Consider the following 15,562-nt stretch of genomic DNA (forward strand, 5'->3'; position numbering starts at 1 on the left):
AAGTAGCCTGAGGCGGACAACAGTACTGATGAGTAACAAGGAGTCGGTCAACGTGGGTGACCCGATCCCCGGCCCGGGTAACGGGCAGACCTTTCTGAGCCCCGAGCAGCGCGCACGCGCCTGGACTCGGCTCGGTGACGAGCAGTTCGACGTCGTCGTGGTGGGCGGCGGCGTCGTCGGCGCCGGCGCGGCACTGGATGCGGCGACGCGGGGTCTCAAGGTGGCGTTGGTCGAAGCCCGCGACTTCGCCTCGGGAACCTCGAGCCGGAGCAGCAAGATGTTCCACGGCGGACTGCGCTATCTGGAGCAACTGGAGTTCGGCCTGGTGCGCGAGGCGCTCCACGAGCGTGAGCTGTCGTTGACGACGCTGGCGCCACATCTGGTCAAACCCTTGCCGTTCCTGTTTCCGCTGACCAATCGTTGGTGGGAACGACCCTATATGGCGGCGGGCATCATGCTTTACGACCAGCTGGGTGGTTCTAAATCCGTTCCGGCGCAAAAGCATTTGACGCGGGCGGGCGCGCTGCGCTTGTCGCCCGGCTTGAAGCGCAGTTCGTTGATCGGTGGAATCCGCTACTACGACACCGTTGTCGATGACGCGCGGCACACGATGACGGTGGCCCGTACCGCAGCGCACTACGGTGCGGTGGTTCGCACGTCGACGCAGGTGGTGGCGTTGCTGCGAGAGGGTGATCGCGTCACTGGGGTGCAGGTACGCGACTCCGAAACCGGCGCGGTCACCGAGGTGCAGGGTCACGTCGTGGTCAATGCCACCGGTGTGTGGACCGACGAGATTCAGGCACTGTCCAAGGAGCGCGGTCGATTTCGGGTGCGGGCATCCAAGGGCGTGCACATCGTGGTGCCCCGCGACCGGGTCGTGAGCGAAGTCGCGATCATCCTGCGCACAGACAAGTCGGTGCTGTTCGTGATCCCGTGGGGCACGCACTGGATCATCGGTACCACCGACACCGACTGGAACCTCGACCTGGCACATCCAGCGGCCACCAAGGCCGACATCGACTACCTCCTCAGCACCGTCAATACCGTGCTGGCAACCCCGTTGACCCACAACGATATTGACGGCGTGTATGCCGGGCTTCGGCCCCTGCTGGCGGGGGAGAGCGAGGAGACCTCAAAGCTGTCCCGTGAGCACGCCGTGGCGGTGCCCTCACCGGGCCTGGTGGCGATTGCCGGCGGCAAGTACACCACCTATCGAGTGATGGGGCAGGACGCGATCGATGCCGCAGCGGAGTTCGTGCCGACCCGGGTGGCGCCGTCGATCACCGAAAAAGTCCCCCTGCTGGGCGCTGACGGCTACTTTGCGCTGGTGAACCAAACTGAGAGTGTCGGAGCACATTACGGCCTGCATCCCTATCGGGTACGCCACCTGCTGGATCGGTACGGTTCGCTCATCGGTGAGGTGTTGCAGCTGGGTGAGGACCGGCCCGACCTGCTGAATCCGATCACCGAAGCGCCCGTCTACCTCAAGATCGAGGCGGCATACGCTGCGGCGGCCGAAGGGGCGCTGCATCTCGAGGACATCCTGGCCCGCCGGATGCGGATTTCCATCGAGTACCCGCACCGCGGCGTTGATTGCGCTCGCGAAGTCGCCGAAGTCGTTGCGCCGATACTGGGTTGGACCGCCGAAGACGTCGACCGCGAGGTCGCGACGTACCTGGCGCGGGTCGAGGCGGAGGTGCTCTCTCAGGCCCAGCCCGACGACGAATCCGCCGATGCGCTTCGAGTGGCCGCACCGGAGGCCCGCGCGGAGATCCTCGAGCCGGTGCCGCTCACATGACGAGCCGGCGCGCCCCTGGGATTCGGTGGGCCCCGGGGCTTCGGTGACTCCGGACCCCGGGGGTAGGGCCCGGGAGAAGGCCCGTGGAACGGCCCGCAAGAAGGCCCGCGCGAGGTCACAGCCACCGCTACCGGTGCGAGATGGACTTGGGCCGGCGCGGGTCAGGTTGCGCGGCGGCGCGGTTCTGGCGGAGTTGGCGGATCGCTTCGGGGAGGAGGCCGCGGCCAAGGTGCTCAATGGCGACGTGCTGACCGCTGAGGGCGGCATCGTCACTGCATCGACCGTGCTGCCACCTAACTCGCCTGTCTATCTGTACCGCGACTTACCTGTCGAGGTAGCGGTCCCATTCGATATCCCTGTCCTCTACCGCGACCGGGACATCGTCGTCGTCGACAAGCCCCACTTTTTGGCCACCATGCCACGCGGACGCCACGTCGCCCAGACCGCACTGGTGCGGCTGCGTCGCGAGCTGGACCTGCCCGAGCTGAGCCCCGCCCACCGGCTGGACCGGCTGACCGCGGGGGTGTTGCTGTTCACCGTTCGACGCGAGGTGCGCGGGGTCTATCAGTCGATGTTCGCCCAGGGGATGGTGCGCAAGACGTACCTGGCGCAGGCGCCCGTCAACGCTGACCTTGTGTTCCCGGTGACGGTGCGAAGTCGAATCATCAAGCGGCGGGGCCACTTGCAGGCGGTCGAGGTGTCGGGTGTGACGAATGCCGAGACGCTTGTCGAGCACCGCGGCGGCGGAAACTACCGACTGACCCCGCGCACCGGGCGTACCCACCAACTGCGCGTGCACATGGCGTCGCTGGGTTTGCCGATTACCGGTGATCCGTTGTACCCCGACGTTGTTGATGTCGACGCCGACGATTTCTCCACGCCGCTCAGTCTGCTGGCACACAGCCTGGAGTTCGAGAATCCGCTGACCGGGGACATGCAGCGGTTCGCCAGTGCCAGGACGATGCCCGGCGGCTGAGTGTGTGCACGGCCGTGGCTGCGTTCAGCCCCGCGAAGTCGCCCCGACTGCCACAATCAGGGGTACGTCGGCGGCCACGGTCGTAGAAACCCTGAGGAGCGCAACAGTGCGCGAGAACTGGCTCGTTGCCACAGTCAGGCTGTGCCACTGCGGCGTGTTCAGCCCCGTGCCGGTCCAGAAGAGCGGCAGTTAGGTGGACCGCTCGAAGTTCGACAGGCTGTTCGACATGACGGACCGAACGGTGATCGTGACCGGTGGGAGCCGCGGAATCGGGTGGTCTCTGGCGCAGGGCTATGTTCTGGCCGGCGCCCGTGTCGTGGTGGCCAGCCGCAAGGCTGATGCGTGCGAGCGGGCGGCGCGGCAGCTGCGCGATCTGGGCGGCGAGGCGATCGGGGTGCCGACGCACGTCGGAGACGTCGACGACCTCGGTGCGCTCGTTGCGCGCGCCGTCGCTGAGTTCGGTGGTGTGGACGTCCTGGTGAACAACGCGGCCAACGCACTGGCCCAGCCGCTGGGGCAGGTGACGGTCGACGCGCTGACGAAGTCGTTCGAGGTCAATCTGCGCGGACCGGTGTTACTGGTTCAGGAGGCATTGCCGCACCTGAAGGTCAGTCCGCACGCCGCGGTGCTCAACGTCGTCTCGGTCGGCGCGTTTGTGTTCGCACCGATGCTGTCCATCTATGCGTCCATGAAGGCCGGGCTGATGTCGTTCACCCGCTCGATGGCCGCTGAGTTCGCGCACGACGGCGTCCGGGTGAACGCCTTGGCCCCCGGTCCAGTCGATACCGACATGATGCGAAAGAACCCGCAGCAGGCCATCGACGGGATGGTTGATGGCACGCTGCTGCGCAGACTCGCGGATGCAGACGAAATGCTGGGTGCTGCATTGCTTTTGACCTCAGATGCGGGTAGCTACATCACCGGCCAGGTGGTTATGGTCGACGGCGGGGGGACGCCGCGCTAGCGCCACGGGGCGCAATGAGCGGGCCGACAGTATCTGCCAGTCGCGGATACACGATCGCAGGACCGATCCAACGGGACAGGAAAGCGCGCAACTCGGTGCTGTTGCGCCGGGGGTTGCCACTGTCGATGAGAAACGAATTCATCACCCGCAGCAGGAACTCGTTCAGCTCAGCCAGTGCCGGTTCATCGAAACCGTATGCAGCCCAATCGATGTCCAGTCGGTGCAGTATCGACCGACCGAATGTGTGGGCGGTGTCAGATGTGAAGGAACCGCCGACGGAGTGCGTGCCCCGCTGGCTGAGCAAGAATTCGATCTGGGGGTCGTCGGCGAGCGATTCGATGGTGAACGCCATGCCTTCGACCAGTGTGGTGACCGGGTCGGTCTCCTCGCGTACCCGCCTTTGTAGACGGTCAAGGAACCCGTCGGCCTTCTGCATCGCGCAGGCGACGAGCAGCGCCTCGGTGCTGGGGAAATAGCGGTACACGGTCTGGCGGGTGACACCGAGGTCGCGTGCGACGTCGGCGATGCGCATCGACGAGCCACGCTCGGCGACGATGCGGTCCGCCGAGACCAGGATGCGCGAAATCGCCTCCTCGTCGGACGCGGGCGGATTTCCCGACCAACCGTGGCTTCGCATTGCTCACCGATGATAGTCACCGTCAACATTGACGCTGCGCCGAAATCGCATTCCAACAGCGAGCCCCGGCCAATCGCCTTTCAGCCGTCGCTGCGCCAGCCGGCGACGCCGATGGTGATCATCCGTAGCTGTTTGATGGCGGTGCGCCGGATCTCTTCGACCGTCGCGGCGTCCGAGGCGTCTTCGATCGCTTCGGCGATGACGATCATCGAGTTGACGAACACACTGGCCAAGATGTTGAGGTCTTCACTGCTCCAGTTGTTGAGGCCGGGGAAGCGGGCCAAATCGATGGCCAGTTCGGAGGTGATCAACCGGATCTCGGTGCGAATGGCGTACCGCAACACGGTGACGCCGCTGTTGCGTTCACGCCCGATGAAACGCCAGTGTTCCCGGCGTTCCTGGACGCCCTCGATGAGGATGTCGACCGAGGATTCGATGACCCGGTTGGGGTCCAGCTTTCCGGCGCGACCGCCACGCAACATGTCGCGCAGGGTTCGAAACGATTCGTCGATGAGAACCAGCCCCAGGGCCTCCATCGACTCGAAATGGCGGTAGAACGCGGCAGGCACGATGCCGGCCTCGCGGGTGACTTCGCGCAGGCTCATCGCGCTGAAGCTCTGGTCGGCAAGCAGTTGCAACGCCGCGGAGACGATGGCGCGCCGGGTCGCTTCCTTGCGCTGCTCCCTGGTCAGAGTGGCTTTTTCCGGGCCCTCTCTGCTGCGTTTGGACTCTCTGGATCGCGACCGGCTCGATCTGCCCGGGCGTTCGTTGGGCGATCTGGGCGTACGACTGTTCACTATGTGTGAAACGTACCACAACCAGTGGTTTTGCATTGACGAGCCGGGCGCATCTGGTCAATGGTGTACATATGTTCACTCAAACTTTGGTCAAACCACGACGGCGCTCGGCGCTGCTGGACCTACTCACCGGTCCGCATGGAGTCGACCGCTTCACCGAATTGGTAGACCCCACCTGGACCCGTAGCCAAGCCCGCGCCCGAATCGGCGCGGTGCGCCGCACCACCCCGCGCAGCGTCACGCTGACCCTTGAGCCCAACCGGGCGTTTCCCGGATTCCGGGCCGGGCAGCACATCAACCTGTCGGTCGAGATCGACGGCCGCCGCCGCACCAGGCCGTACTCACCGGCTAACGCCGACACCGACCGGTTCATCGAGTTGACGATCGGCCGCCACGAGGGCGGTCTGGTGTCGACCTATCTGTTCGAGCACGCCCACGCGGGCATGGTCGTCGGCTTGGACTCCGTCGGCGGCGATTTCACCCTGCCCGACAGCCCAGGCGACCGGTTGCTGTTCATCTCCGGCGGCAGCGGCATCACCCCGGTGATGTCGATGTTGCGTACGTTGCGGGCGCAGCGGTACAAGGGCGAGGTCGCGTTCATCCACTACGCGCGGTCTGCGGTGGAAGCCTGCTACCGCGACGAACTCGCTGACATCGCTCGCGCGCTACCGAATGTGCAGGTGCTGCACGGATACAGCCGGGCCGCCGCAGGTTCGGATCTGTCCGGCCGTTTCGGGTCTGTGCATCTCGCCGCCGCGGGATTTCGGCGCAGTACGTCACTCTCAGCAGGACGAACTGCGCCGAAATCGCAAGCGGTGTTCGTTTGCGGGCCGCCTGCGCTTGTCGAGGCGGTCCGCCGGCGCTATCCAGATGCCCAGGCGGAGAGCTTCGTGCCGCCGGTACTGGACCTGCCGACCGAACCGTCGGGTGGCCGAGTGACTTTCGCCGACAGCGGTGTCGAGATCACCGATGACGGCCGGACGCTGCTCGATCAAGCCGAGGCGGCCGGGCTGACGCCCGAGAGCGGCTGCCGGATGGGAATCTGCTTTTCCTGCACTCGCCGCAAGACCAGTGGTGCGGTGCGCAACGTCATCACCGGTGCGGTGTCCAGCGCCGAACAGGAGGACGTGCAGATCTGTGTGTCAGCCCCCGTCGGCGACGTCGACGTATCCCTTTAGTGACGTATCCCTTTAGTTCTGTAGCCCTTTAGTTCTGGGACAGAACTCAACCCCTCTAGACAGAAAAGGAGTCTCCCATGACTCTCGCCATCAACCCCGTTCAGGCCAAGACCCTCGAGAAGATGGTCGGGGGCCGAAAAGTCACCCTGACCCCCGAGCAGGCTGACGCCTTCGGCGCCGAGCTGGACGAACTCAAGGAGCGCGTCATCGCCGATCTCGGCGATCGCGACGCCAGCTACATCCGCCGGATGATCAAAGCGCAACGCGCACTCGAAGTCGGCGGCCGCGCAATGCTGTTCGGCGGAATCTTGCCGCCGTTCTGGTTGGCCGGCAGCGCGATGCTGGGCCTGAGCAAGATCATCGACAACATGGAGATCGGCCACAACGTGATGCACGGCCAGTACGACTGGATGGGCGACCCAGCGATCTCCAGCAAGGGCTTCGAATGGGACACCGCATGCCCGGCCGATCAGTGGCGCCACTCGCACAACTACATGCACCACACCTACACCAACATCGTCGGCTTGGACCGTGACGTCGGCTACGGCATCCTGCGCATGAGCGAGGACCAGAAGTGGCGGCCGTACTTCCTCGGTAACCCGGTATATGCCTTCCTGCTGATGTTGATGTTCCAGTACGGGGTGGCGCTGCACGAACTCGAGGCTGACCGCATCCGCACCGGCGAGATCTCGCTGTCGGACAAGCGCGAGATTCTGCAGGGTATTTGGCGCAAGACCAAGCGCCAGACGCTGAAGGACTACGTGGCGTTCCCGTTGCTGGCCGGGCCCTTCGCGCCATGGGTGTTCACCGGCAACTTGACCGCCAACCTGATGCGCAATGTCTGGTCGTACATGATCATCTTCTGCGGGCATTTCCCTGAAGACGTCCAGGAGTTCTCGATCGAGGAGACCAAGGCGGAGTCGCGGGGCCAATGGTATTTTCGCCAGGTCCTCGGCTCGGCGAACCTCACCGGGTTTTCCCCCCGTCGCTCCGCTCGGCCCGAATCGGCAAAGCTTTTTCATATTCTCAGCGGGAATCTGTCCTTCCAGATCGAGCACCATCTGTTTCCTGACATCCCGGCCCACCGGCACGCGGAGATCTCGACTGAGGTGCGCGACATCTGCGAACGCTACGGCGTTCCCTATAACACCGGGCCGCTGCCGCGACAGTTCGCGACCGTGGTGCGCAAGATCGTCAAGCTCGCGCTGCCCTGGACCTGAGCCGGAGTTCGCCCTCCCACGCCCCAACCTCGCCGAGATCGCAACTGACGCTGCGGCCTACGCTTCTCTGCGGGAATGCCAAGTCAGCCAAAGAAGATCACTAGCGCTGGCAGCCCGGGCACCAGTAGGTGACCCGGTCCCCGGAGCTATCGGTGTCGATGAGCGTGCCGCAGCGACGGCAGGCCAGGCCGGATCGGCCGTACACCCACAGATCCTTGCCCGCACGGGTGTCGCCGGTCGTGGTGCGGTTTACCCGTGACCGGTTGGCCCACAACATCTGCTGTGCCCGGGTGGCCAAGCGCAATGGGTCCGCGAGCTCGGAGACGGCGGTCGTTGGTCGCAACCCGAAGATAAAACAGAGCTCGTTGGCGTAGACGTTTCCTACGCCTGCCACCACCCGCTGGTCCAGCAACGCCTCGGCCAGCGGGCGGTCCGGCGCGGCCGTCAGGTTGCCCGCAGCGGTGTCGGCCGACCAGTCATCGCCGAGCAGGTCGGGGCCCAGACCGGCGACAGCATCGACATCGGTGGCGCGGTCGAGAATTTCCAGTATTCCGAGGTCCACACCGAACGCCCGGGAGTCGGCTGTTTCCAGAATGATTCGCACCTTATGGGCTGGAGCTCGGAGGCGGCCGATCTGCCAGCTGCCGTCCATCTTGAGGTGCGAATGGATGCTGGCCGACCCCACCCGGATGAACAGATGCTTGCCTCGGCAGAGTACTTCGTCGACCAGCTGACCGGTGAGGTCGACGGTGGCGTAGCGGGGGACTCGGACGTCGCACCGGGTCAACTCCTTTCCCGCCAACGCCGTCCGCAGTTTCGCGGCCGTGCGGTAAACGGTGTCGCCTTCAGGCATCAGCGCAGCCGCAGCCCGCGCGGGGTCTTGGCGAACCCCGCCTGCGTCAGCGCCAGGGCTACTACGGAGTCACGGTCGTCGAACACGGCCACACCGTCGATGCGGTCCACCAGCAACGCCGGCACCTGCCGGCGAGTAACCAGCTCTGCCAGGGCGACTGCCGCCGCGTGATGTGTCGCGGAATCGGTGGTGAAGCTCAGCAGCGAGCGGCCCCCGCGCTCGACGAACCAGGCCAGCTCGCCGTCAACGAGCACCACCAGCGCCCCGGCTTTGCGGCCCGGCCGGTGGGCGGTATCGGTTCCACTGCGTGCCGGCCAGGGCAGCGCGGCCCCGAACGGGTTGGCTGGATCGGTCGCGGCCAGGGCGATCGCTTGCAGAGCGCCCTGCGCTTCGTCGATGCTGTCTGCGTGGGTGCGCAGTCTGTCCACGGTGCTGGCCGTCGCGAATTGTGCCCCACCGAGGGATTCGACGAAATAGCCGCGCTGACAACGACCCGCGTCCTCCATGGCGGTGAGCACCTTGTACAGCGAGGCGAAGCCACCCGGGATGTTCTCGGCCGCCACTGCACCTTTGGTCAGCACTCCGTGGCGGGCCAGCAACTGGTCGGCGTGGAAATGCGCCCGTACCGTCGAGTCCCCTTCGGCGGCGGGTAATGCCGACCAGCGCCCGGCAACTGTGGGGTCGGAGTCGCGGTGCGCACCCGAGCTGATGGAGTAGCGGCTCAGCCTCGGTGCGCGACGATGGCGGTGCGACGGCGCGGCCGCCCGACGCGTACCCGAGCCCCGGGATCCGGCCAACAGCGCGCGCACCGGCGCGAAGGTGTCACCGCCCACGCTTCCCGACCAGATAAGTTGCCATAGTGCTGCTTTGAGTGACTCCGTGCTCACCCCGTCGGTTGCGATCTGGCGGAAAAAATACGCCCCGCCGCCGCTGAGGGCAGCCAGGATGGCGTGGTGGACATCGGTGAGGTCGACGTTTGTGGGCGGGGCCAGCGACAGCGCTGCGGTTTCGGCGGGGTGGAACGCGACCCAGCCATCGGCCGCCGACAGCGCCCCGACGCCGGACCACAGCACCTCACCGGAGGCGAGCAGTTCGTCAAGCATGCCCGGCTGATAGTCGCGCACTCGCTGGCTGAAGATCAGCGGCTCCACCGCCGACGCAGGCATCGGGACACCGGCGAGCTGGTCGATCACCGCGGCCAGCCCGTCGACGCCGGATCCGGCCTCACCGCCCAATAGTTGCCAGGCTGGCAGGAAGCGACCCAGCGCGGCGGGGCTCACCGGCTCGATCTGGGCCCGCAGCGCAGCCAGTGATCGCCGCCGCAGAATGCGCAGCACCTCGGCATCGCACCACTGGTCCGCACCGCCGGAATCCACCGGCACGTCGATGAACTCGCCGCGCATCAACTTGCCGTCGGCGGCCAGCCGGCCGAGTACATCACCGGCCACTCGCAGCCCCAGGCCGAACCGGGTCGCCGCGTCGACGGTGGTGAACGGCCCCCGGGTGCGCGCGTACCGTGACAGCAGCTCACCCAACGGATCGACCAGCTCCTCGAGAAACGCCATCGGGACGCCGACGGGCACCGCGACCCCCACGCCATCGCGCAACCGGCCGATGTCCTCGACCGCGACCCACCAGGTCTGGCCGGCGAACGCGACCGTCACGGCGCGCTTGGTCGTCAGCAGACCTTCCAGCCAGCCGCCGACATCGGCGCGGGTGCACCGTTGGGCGACTTCGTCGGCCGTCAACGGCCCCAGTAGACGCAGCAGGTCTGCCACGCCCTCGGCGTCGCGGGCTAACCGGTCGGGGGTCAGATGCTGAAGCTGGCGTTCGGTGTTGGCGACCACCGCGGCGTCGAGCAGTTCGCGCAGCTCAACCCGACCCAGCAGTTCGGCCAGCAGCTTGGGGTCCAAAGACAGCGCGGCGGCTCGGCGTTCGGCCAGCGGGCTGTCGCCCTCGTACATGAACGCCCCGACATAACCGAACAGCAGCGAAGCGGCGAACGGCGACGGCGTCGGAGTCTCGACCTCCAGCAGGCGCACCCGACGCTGGGCAACCCGCCCCATCAGCGAGACCAGCGTCGGTACGTCGTAGACGTCCTGCAGGCATTCGCGCACCGCTTCCAGCACGATGGGAAAGTCGGGGTAATTGCGGGCGACATCGAGCAGTTGAGCTGCCCGCTGGCGCTGATGCCACAGCGGAGACCGCTTGCCGGGGTGGCGGCGCGGCAGCAGCAACGCTCGGGCGGCGCACTCCCGGAAGCGGGACGCGAACAGCGCCGAACCGCTCACCTCCGCGGTGACCAGCGGTTCGATCTCGTCGGGATCGAAGACGAAGATATCGGCGCCAGGAGCAGTTCCGTCGGTATCGGGCAGCCGGACGATGATGCCGTCGTCGGAGGCGGTCGGCTTCTCGTCGATGCCGTACCGTTCGTAGAGTCGCTTGCCGACCGCCAGCGCCAAAGGCCCGTGCACCCGCAGCCCGTAGGGCGAGTGCAGAATCACCCGCCAGTCGCCGAGCTCGTCGCGAAAGCGCTCGACGACCAGCGCGGTGTCCGATGGTACGGATGAGGTCGCTGCCCGCTGCTCGTCGATCAGCTGCCACAGGTTGTCGGTCGCGAACCCGTCGAACCCCACTGCGTGGCAGCGCTGTTCGAACTGCGCCCGGTCAAGTCGGGCAAGCTCCCCGGTGAACGCACCGATCGCCTCGCCGAGCTCGGCGGGCCGGCCGACGCCGTCGCCGCGCCAAAACGGTAGTCGGGCCGGCTGACCGGGGGCGGGAAGGACCAGCACCCGGTCGTGGGTGATGTCGGTGATCCGCCAACTCGTCGCGCCCAGCGAGATCACATCGCCGGGGCGGGACTCGTAGACCATCTCTTCATCGAGTTCACCAACCCGGGAGGGCTTTTCGGAGTCGGCGCTGGAGGCCAGGAAAACGGTGAAGAGACCACGGTCGGGAATCGCCCCGCCGGAGGTGACGGCGAGTCGCTGAGCGCCGGGACGCGCGGTCAGGGTTCCCGAATCGCGGTCGTAGACGATGCGGGGGCGCAACTCGGCGAACTCCGTCGATGGGTACTTACCCGACAGCAGGTCCAGCGTCGCTTCGTATGCGCTGCGCGGCAGCGTGGAGAACGGCGCGCTGCGCCGGACGGTGTCGAACCATGCCTCGGCGTTGATCGGTTCCAGCGCACACGCGGCGACGGTGTGCTGGGCCAGAACATCGAGCGGGTTGGCGGGCACTCGCATGGTTTCGATCTGACCGGCGAGCATCCGTTGCACGCTGACGGCGCAGCCGATCAGATCGGTACGGTGCTTGGGGAGCAGCACGCCCTGGCTGATCTCGCCGACCTGGTGACCCGCCCGGCCGATGCGCTGCAGACCGCTGGCCACCGATGGCGGGGTCTGGACTTGAATCACCAAATCCACTGAGCCCATGTCAATTCCGAGCTCCAGGCTGGATGTTGCGACGACGGCCTTGAGGCGCCCGCTCTTGAGCGCATCCTCGACCTCGGCGCGGGCTTCCTTGCTGACCGAGCCGTGGTGGGCGCGGGCCAGCACCGGCTCGGCGCCGTAGGTCTGACCGCTGGCCATGACAAGGGCGGGCGCGCCGCCGGCGACACCGGGGTTGCGGGCGCCCAGCTCGTTGCCGGTGCGTTCGGTGTGAATCTCGTTGAGCCGGGACGTCAGTCGCTCGGCGAGGCGCCGCGAGTTGGTGAACACGATCGACGAGTTGTGCGCCTCGATCAGGTCGACGATGCGTTCCTCGACGTCGGGCCAGATGGAGTTGTTCTCGAGGTTCGCCATGTCGGGAACCGGCACCTGCACGGTCAGGTCGAAGGTCTTGGCCGCGGGCGGGGCCACAATCGTGGTGGTGGCGGTGCCGGAAAGGAAGCGGGCGACCTCTTCGGGCGGGCGCACCGTCGCCGACAATCCGATCCGCTGCGCGGGTCTGTCCGCCAACGCGTCGAGCCGCTCAAGTGAGAGCGCCAGATGGGCGCCGCGTTTGGTCCCCGCGACCGCATGCACCTCGTCGACGATGATGGTCTGTACGCCGGCCAGCGTGTTGCGGGCGGCCGAGGTCAGCATCAGGAACAGCGACTCGGGGGTGGTGATCAGAATGTCGGGCGGCTTGGTGAGCAGTTCCCGGCGGCGGCGAGGCGTGGTGTCGCCGGAGCGTACGCCGACGCTGATGCTCGGAGGTGTCTGCCCGCTGCGTTCGGCGATGCGCGAGATGCCGGTCAGCGGTGTGCGCAGGTTGCGTTCCACGTCGACGGCCAGTGCCTTCAAGGGCGAGACGTACAGCACCCGGGTGCCCACTGGGTGCTGTGGGTCTGGCGGAGGCTGGGCCAGGCGATCGATCGCCCACAGGAACGCCGCGAGCGTCTTACCCGACCCGGTCGGGGCGATGACCAGCGTGTTGTCGCCGTCGGCTATGGCGTTCCAGGCTTGGTCCTGGGCTGGCGTGGGCTCGACGAAGGTGCCCGCGAACCACTCCCGCGTCAGAGGGCTGAAGCGGGAGAGCGGATCGGTTGCCGCGGGCACATGTCCATGGTGCCCCCCACCTCCGACAGAACGCCGGTCGCGGTACCAACCGGGCGCCGGTCCCGTTAACTCCGCGGGGGTGCCCAGTTCTGCATCCGCGTGCGGCGGGCCGCGTCAACCGCGTGCGGCGAGCCGCGTTCCGATTCGCTGTCGCGGCCTGTTCGAGGTCGGGACGCCGTCGTATTCAGGCGTTGCCAGGGATGTCATTTCGGCGTCCGGTTGCTAGGCTCGCTTCAGTGACGCGCCGCCTCGCTGGTGGGTCAGCCTCGCTGGTGGGGCAATTGTGGTGTTTGCTACGAAACGCAGAGTGGAGATTGTTCATGCGGTTCCGGTACTTGCTCGTAGCGCCCCTGCTTCTGCTCTCCGGAGTCGCCGGCGCTCCGTCCGCGGCAGCCGAGTGCACCACGTCGGGGAACACCACAATCTGCTCCTTGGGATCGGATGACGACAGCGCTACACCCGAAAGGGGGCCATCTAGATTGCCTTTTGTGCCCTACCCGTGCTTTTACGACTATTACTGCAACGAGGGCTACAACTGGTTCACCCCCTGAGCGGTGCACGCCGACCATAATTCAACCAAGTGGACTGAGGATTAATCGATGTTGTCTCACAAAACCTTCGCGCGACGCATGCTGCTGGCGACCGTGGGTACCGGTGCAGTCTTGCTTGGCACCAGCCTGCCCGCGCACGCCCAACCCGATCCGCCGAACTGCACAGCGGCAGACCTCGCGGGCATCATGTCCGGGATCACTGCCGCCACGTCGGCCTACCTCTTCACCCATCCGCCGGTCAACGAATTCATGACCGGCCTGGGGGACCTGCCCGCCGACGAGAAGAAGGCCGCGCTGGGGGCGTTCCTGGACGCCAACCCACAGACGCAGGCCGATCTCCAGGGCATCCGTCAGCCCGCGGTGGACTTCCGGAACCGCTGCGGCGTAGGCCCGGGTCCCCTCGATCGGTAGTAAGCTCGGCCCGCCCTGCTGAGGGGCGCCCGAATCCGGGGCGTCCGATTCGAAGGCGGCCGATTGGAAGGCGTCGGCGAATCCCGTTGGGGCAGTGAGTCGGTGGCTGAGGCGTCACGATTCGGCGACAGCCGGTTCCCGCCCGAGGGCTCAGCGTCGGCTACGCTGCCAGGGTGAGGGATGACTGAATTTACGCGAGGAGTCGGATATGCGATTGTCGTACCTGGTCGTCGCATGCGTTGTGACGTCGTCAGGGCTTGCGGTCGCACCGACCGCCGGCGCGGACTGCACGAGCGCCAACGGCACCACTATTTGCTCGCAGGGCGAATCGCGCGGCGCCGACACGGGTGACGGCCCGAGCGGAGCCGGGCCCTATGTCCCGTATCCGTGTGGGTACGACTGGTACTGCAATGGCAGCAGCTGGGGTGTCAATCTGCTCATCGATCCTGGACGCCCCGGTATCGACCCGCCCGCCCCCCCAGTGAATCTTCCGAGTGGCGGGGCAGCGAATCGTCCCAGTGGCGGGTCAGCGAATCTTCCGAGTGCTGGGTCAGCGAATCGTCCCAGTCGTCCCAGTCGCGGCCGCGGATGAGTGAGTCAGCACAGCTAACAGGGGAGCGGGTAACTTTGTCTCAGAACACATTTGCGCGGCGTGTGCTGCCGGCTGTGATAGGTGCTGGCGCCGTGCTCTTCGGCGCCGGTGTGCCCGCCCAAGCCCAACCCGATCCGCCGAACTGCACGACGGCCGACCTTGCCGGGATCATGACCGGCGTCGCCGCGGCCACATCGGCGTATCTGTACACCCATCCACCCGTGAACGAATTCTTCACCACGCTGCGGGACATGCCGGACGACGAGAAGGAGGCGGTGTTGGTCGCCTATATGGACGCCAACCCGCAAGTGCTTGCAGAGTTGCAGGGCATGCGCCAGCCGGCGGTGGACTTCCGGAATCGCTGCGGCTGAGCTGCTCGGTCGTCCCCTTCAGCGCTGGGAAGCTGCTACCGCGTCGGCCAGTGTCCCCGGGATCCCCGGCACTCGACCCACCGCGTCGAGAAGGCTGTGGACGCACAGGTCGGCGATGAAATCCGCGTCCAGCGAGGAATCCATCAGCCGCTGGCGGCACATCTCGAACGTGAACGCCAGCCAACCGTAGATGGTGGCGCGCAGATCCCGTTCCACCTTCGAATCGATTGGCCCCGCGACTTCGGTGACGCGGTCGATGATCCGGTGAGCCTGCCGGTCGTTGTCGATGTCCTCGATGCCGCGCAGCACCGGGTCTGACCCGCTCATCCCCAGGTAGGCGGCCCACGCGCCGTGCGGGTGCTGTTCGTCATAGTTCAGGTAGGCCAGTACCCCGGCGCGGACCTGAGTGAACAGTGTCTTGCCGGGCAGGGGAGGGGTGTTGGTGGCCTCGAACAGTCGCTCGCCCTCAGCCCGCACGACGGCGGCGAAGAACGCCCGCTTGTCGGGAAAGTAGTGATACATCAGTGCTCGGGAGACGCCGGCGCGCTCGGCGATCTCGTCGATCCGAACTTCGTCGTAGGGGCGCTGACCGAAGACCTCCGCGCCGAGCGCGAGCAGTTCGTTGCGCCGTTCGTCAGGGGAGAGTCGGCGCCGGGATGTGACCATGGACACC

General features: G+C 66.4%; 12 protein-coding genes. 7 read left to right on the plus strand and 5 right to left on the minus strand.

Features of this window, described 5'->3' with window-relative positions; translation table 11 throughout:
* Nucleotides 1-28 precede the first annotated feature (28 nt).
* The 3 genes from ACPGXI_RS06485 to ACPGXI_RS06495 all read left to right on the plus strand — a co-directional run bounded on the left by ACPGXI_RS06485 (nucleotide 29) and on the right by ACPGXI_RS06495 (nucleotide 3,738).
* A complete protein-coding gene (locus ACPGXI_RS06485) occupies nucleotides 29-1,798 on the plus strand; it encodes a glycerol-3-phosphate dehydrogenase/oxidase (protein WP_526651006.1) in 1,770 nt (589 codons plus the stop codon).
* Nucleotides 1,799-1,931: 133 nt separating this feature from the next.
* Nucleotides 1,932-2,774 carry a pseudouridine synthase gene (locus tag ACPGXI_RS06490; RefSeq protein WP_526651076.1) on the plus strand — a complete coding sequence of 281 codons (843 nt, stop codon included), beginning with the start codon at nucleotides 1,932-1,934 and terminating at the stop codon, nucleotides 2,772-2,774.
* 193 nt (nucleotides 2,775-2,967) lie between these two features.
* Nucleotides 2,968-3,738: an SDR family NAD(P)-dependent oxidoreductase gene (locus tag ACPGXI_RS06495; protein ID WP_526651008.1), complete on the plus strand. Its 771-nt coding sequence runs from the start codon at nucleotides 2,968-2,970 to the stop codon at nucleotides 3,736-3,738.
* Here the strand turns inward: ACPGXI_RS06495 and ACPGXI_RS06500 are convergent.
* Nucleotides 3,707-4,375 (minus strand): TetR/AcrR family transcriptional regulator, encoded by a 669-nt coding sequence (locus ACPGXI_RS06500; protein ID WP_526651010.1) that lies wholly within the window; start codon nucleotides 4,373-4,375, stop codon nucleotides 3,707-3,709. The two genes, ACPGXI_RS06495 and ACPGXI_RS06500, sit on opposite strands and share 32 nt — an antisense overlap.
* 80 nt (nucleotides 4,376-4,455) lie before the next feature.
* Nucleotides 4,456-5,172: a TetR/AcrR family transcriptional regulator gene (locus ACPGXI_RS06505; RefSeq protein ID WP_526651012.1), complete on the minus strand. Its 717-nt coding sequence runs from the start codon at nucleotides 5,170-5,172 to the stop codon at nucleotides 4,456-4,458.
* 71 nt (nucleotides 5,173-5,243) lie between these two features.
* On the opposite strand from ACPGXI_RS06505, the gene ACPGXI_RS06510 reads away from it, so the two are divergent.
* Both ACPGXI_RS06510 and ACPGXI_RS06515 read left to right on the plus strand, forming a co-directional pair.
* Complete coding sequence (locus ACPGXI_RS06510) at nucleotides 5,244-6,350, plus strand: ferredoxin reductase (protein ID WP_526651014.1); 1,107 nt, start codon at nucleotides 5,244-5,246, stop codon at nucleotides 6,348-6,350.
* A 77-nt stretch (nucleotides 6,351-6,427) separates the two neighbouring features.
* Nucleotides 6,428-7,570 (plus strand): fatty acid desaturase family protein, encoded by a 1,143-nt coding sequence (locus ACPGXI_RS06515; protein WP_526651016.1) that lies wholly within the window; start codon nucleotides 6,428-6,430, stop codon nucleotides 7,568-7,570.
* Between the two features lie 100 nt (nucleotides 7,571-7,670).
* Here ACPGXI_RS06515 and nei2 read toward each other — a convergent pair whose 3' ends face one another.
* Together nei2 and ACPGXI_RS06525 are read right to left on the minus strand one after the other, a co-directional pair.
* Nucleotides 7,671-8,423: an endonuclease VIII Nei2 gene (nei2, locus tag ACPGXI_RS06520; RefSeq protein ID WP_526651018.1), complete on the minus strand. Its 753-nt coding sequence runs from the start codon at nucleotides 8,421-8,423 to the stop codon at nucleotides 7,671-7,673.
* Nucleotides 8,423-12,964 carry an ATP-dependent helicase gene (locus tag ACPGXI_RS06525; RefSeq protein WP_526651020.1) on the minus strand — a complete coding sequence of 1,514 codons (4,542 nt, stop codon included), beginning with the start codon at nucleotides 12,962-12,964 and terminating at the stop codon, nucleotides 8,423-8,425. The genes nei2 and ACPGXI_RS06525 overlap by 1 nt, the downstream gene beginning before the upstream one ends.
* A 599-nt stretch (nucleotides 12,965-13,563) precedes the next feature.
* Between ACPGXI_RS06525 and ACPGXI_RS06530 the strand changes: the two genes are divergently transcribed.
* Both ACPGXI_RS06530 and ACPGXI_RS06535 read left to right on the plus strand, forming a co-directional pair.
* Nucleotides 13,564-13,926, plus strand: a complete 363-nt coding sequence (locus tag ACPGXI_RS06530; RefSeq protein ID WP_526651022.1) for a hemophore-related protein — start codon at nucleotides 13,564-13,566, stop codon at nucleotides 13,924-13,926.
* Nucleotides 13,927-14,514: 588 nt separating this feature from the next.
* Complete coding sequence (locus tag ACPGXI_RS06535; RefSeq protein WP_526651024.1) at nucleotides 14,515-14,889, plus strand: hemophore-related protein; 375 nt, start codon at nucleotides 14,515-14,517, stop codon at nucleotides 14,887-14,889.
* Between the two features lie 18 nt (nucleotides 14,890-14,907).
* Here the strand turns inward: ACPGXI_RS06535 and ACPGXI_RS06540 are convergent, their stop codons facing one another.
* Nucleotides 14,908-15,555: a TetR/AcrR family transcriptional regulator gene (locus ACPGXI_RS06540; RefSeq protein ID WP_526651026.1), complete on the minus strand. Its 648-nt coding sequence runs from the start codon at nucleotides 15,553-15,555 to the stop codon at nucleotides 14,908-14,910.
* Nucleotides 15,556-15,562 lie beyond the last annotated feature (7 nt).

Origin of the sequence: Mycobacterium sp. (assembly GCF_049608025.1) — a bacterium.
Taxonomy (GTDB): domain Bacteria; phylum Actinomycetota; class Actinomycetes; order Mycobacteriales; family Mycobacteriaceae; genus Mycobacterium.

Excerpts from the sequence above, each read along its gene's own strand:
- ACPGXI_RS06485 (WP_526651006.1), top strand. The coding sequence starts at position 29 with ATGAGTAACAAGGAGTCGGTCAACGTGGGTGACCCGATCCCCGGCCCG.
- ACPGXI_RS06500 (WP_526651010.1), bottom strand. The coding sequence starts at position 4,375 with ATGCGAAGCCACGGTTGGTCGGGAAATCCGCCCGCGTCCGACGAGGAG.
- ACPGXI_RS06510 (WP_526651014.1), top strand. The coding sequence starts at position 5,244 with ATGTTCACTCAAACTTTGGTCAAACCACGACGGCGCTCGGCGCTGCTG.
- ACPGXI_RS06515 (WP_526651016.1), top strand. The coding sequence starts at position 6,428 with ATGACTCTCGCCATCAACCCCGTTCAGGCCAAGACCCTCGAGAAGATG.
- nei2 (WP_526651018.1), bottom strand. The coding sequence starts at position 8,423 with ATGCCTGAAGGCGACACCGTTTACCGCACGGCCGCGAAACTGCGGACG.
- ACPGXI_RS06530 (WP_526651022.1), top strand. The coding sequence starts at position 13,564 with ATGTTGTCTCACAAAACCTTCGCGCGACGCATGCTGCTGGCGACCGTG.
- ACPGXI_RS06535 (WP_526651024.1), top strand. The coding sequence starts at position 14,515 with ATGAGTGAGTCAGCACAGCTAACAGGGGAGCGGGTAACTTTGTCTCAG.
- ACPGXI_RS06540 (WP_526651026.1), bottom strand. The coding sequence starts at position 15,555 with ATGGTCACATCCCGGCGCCGACTCTCCCCTGACGAACGGCGCAACGAA.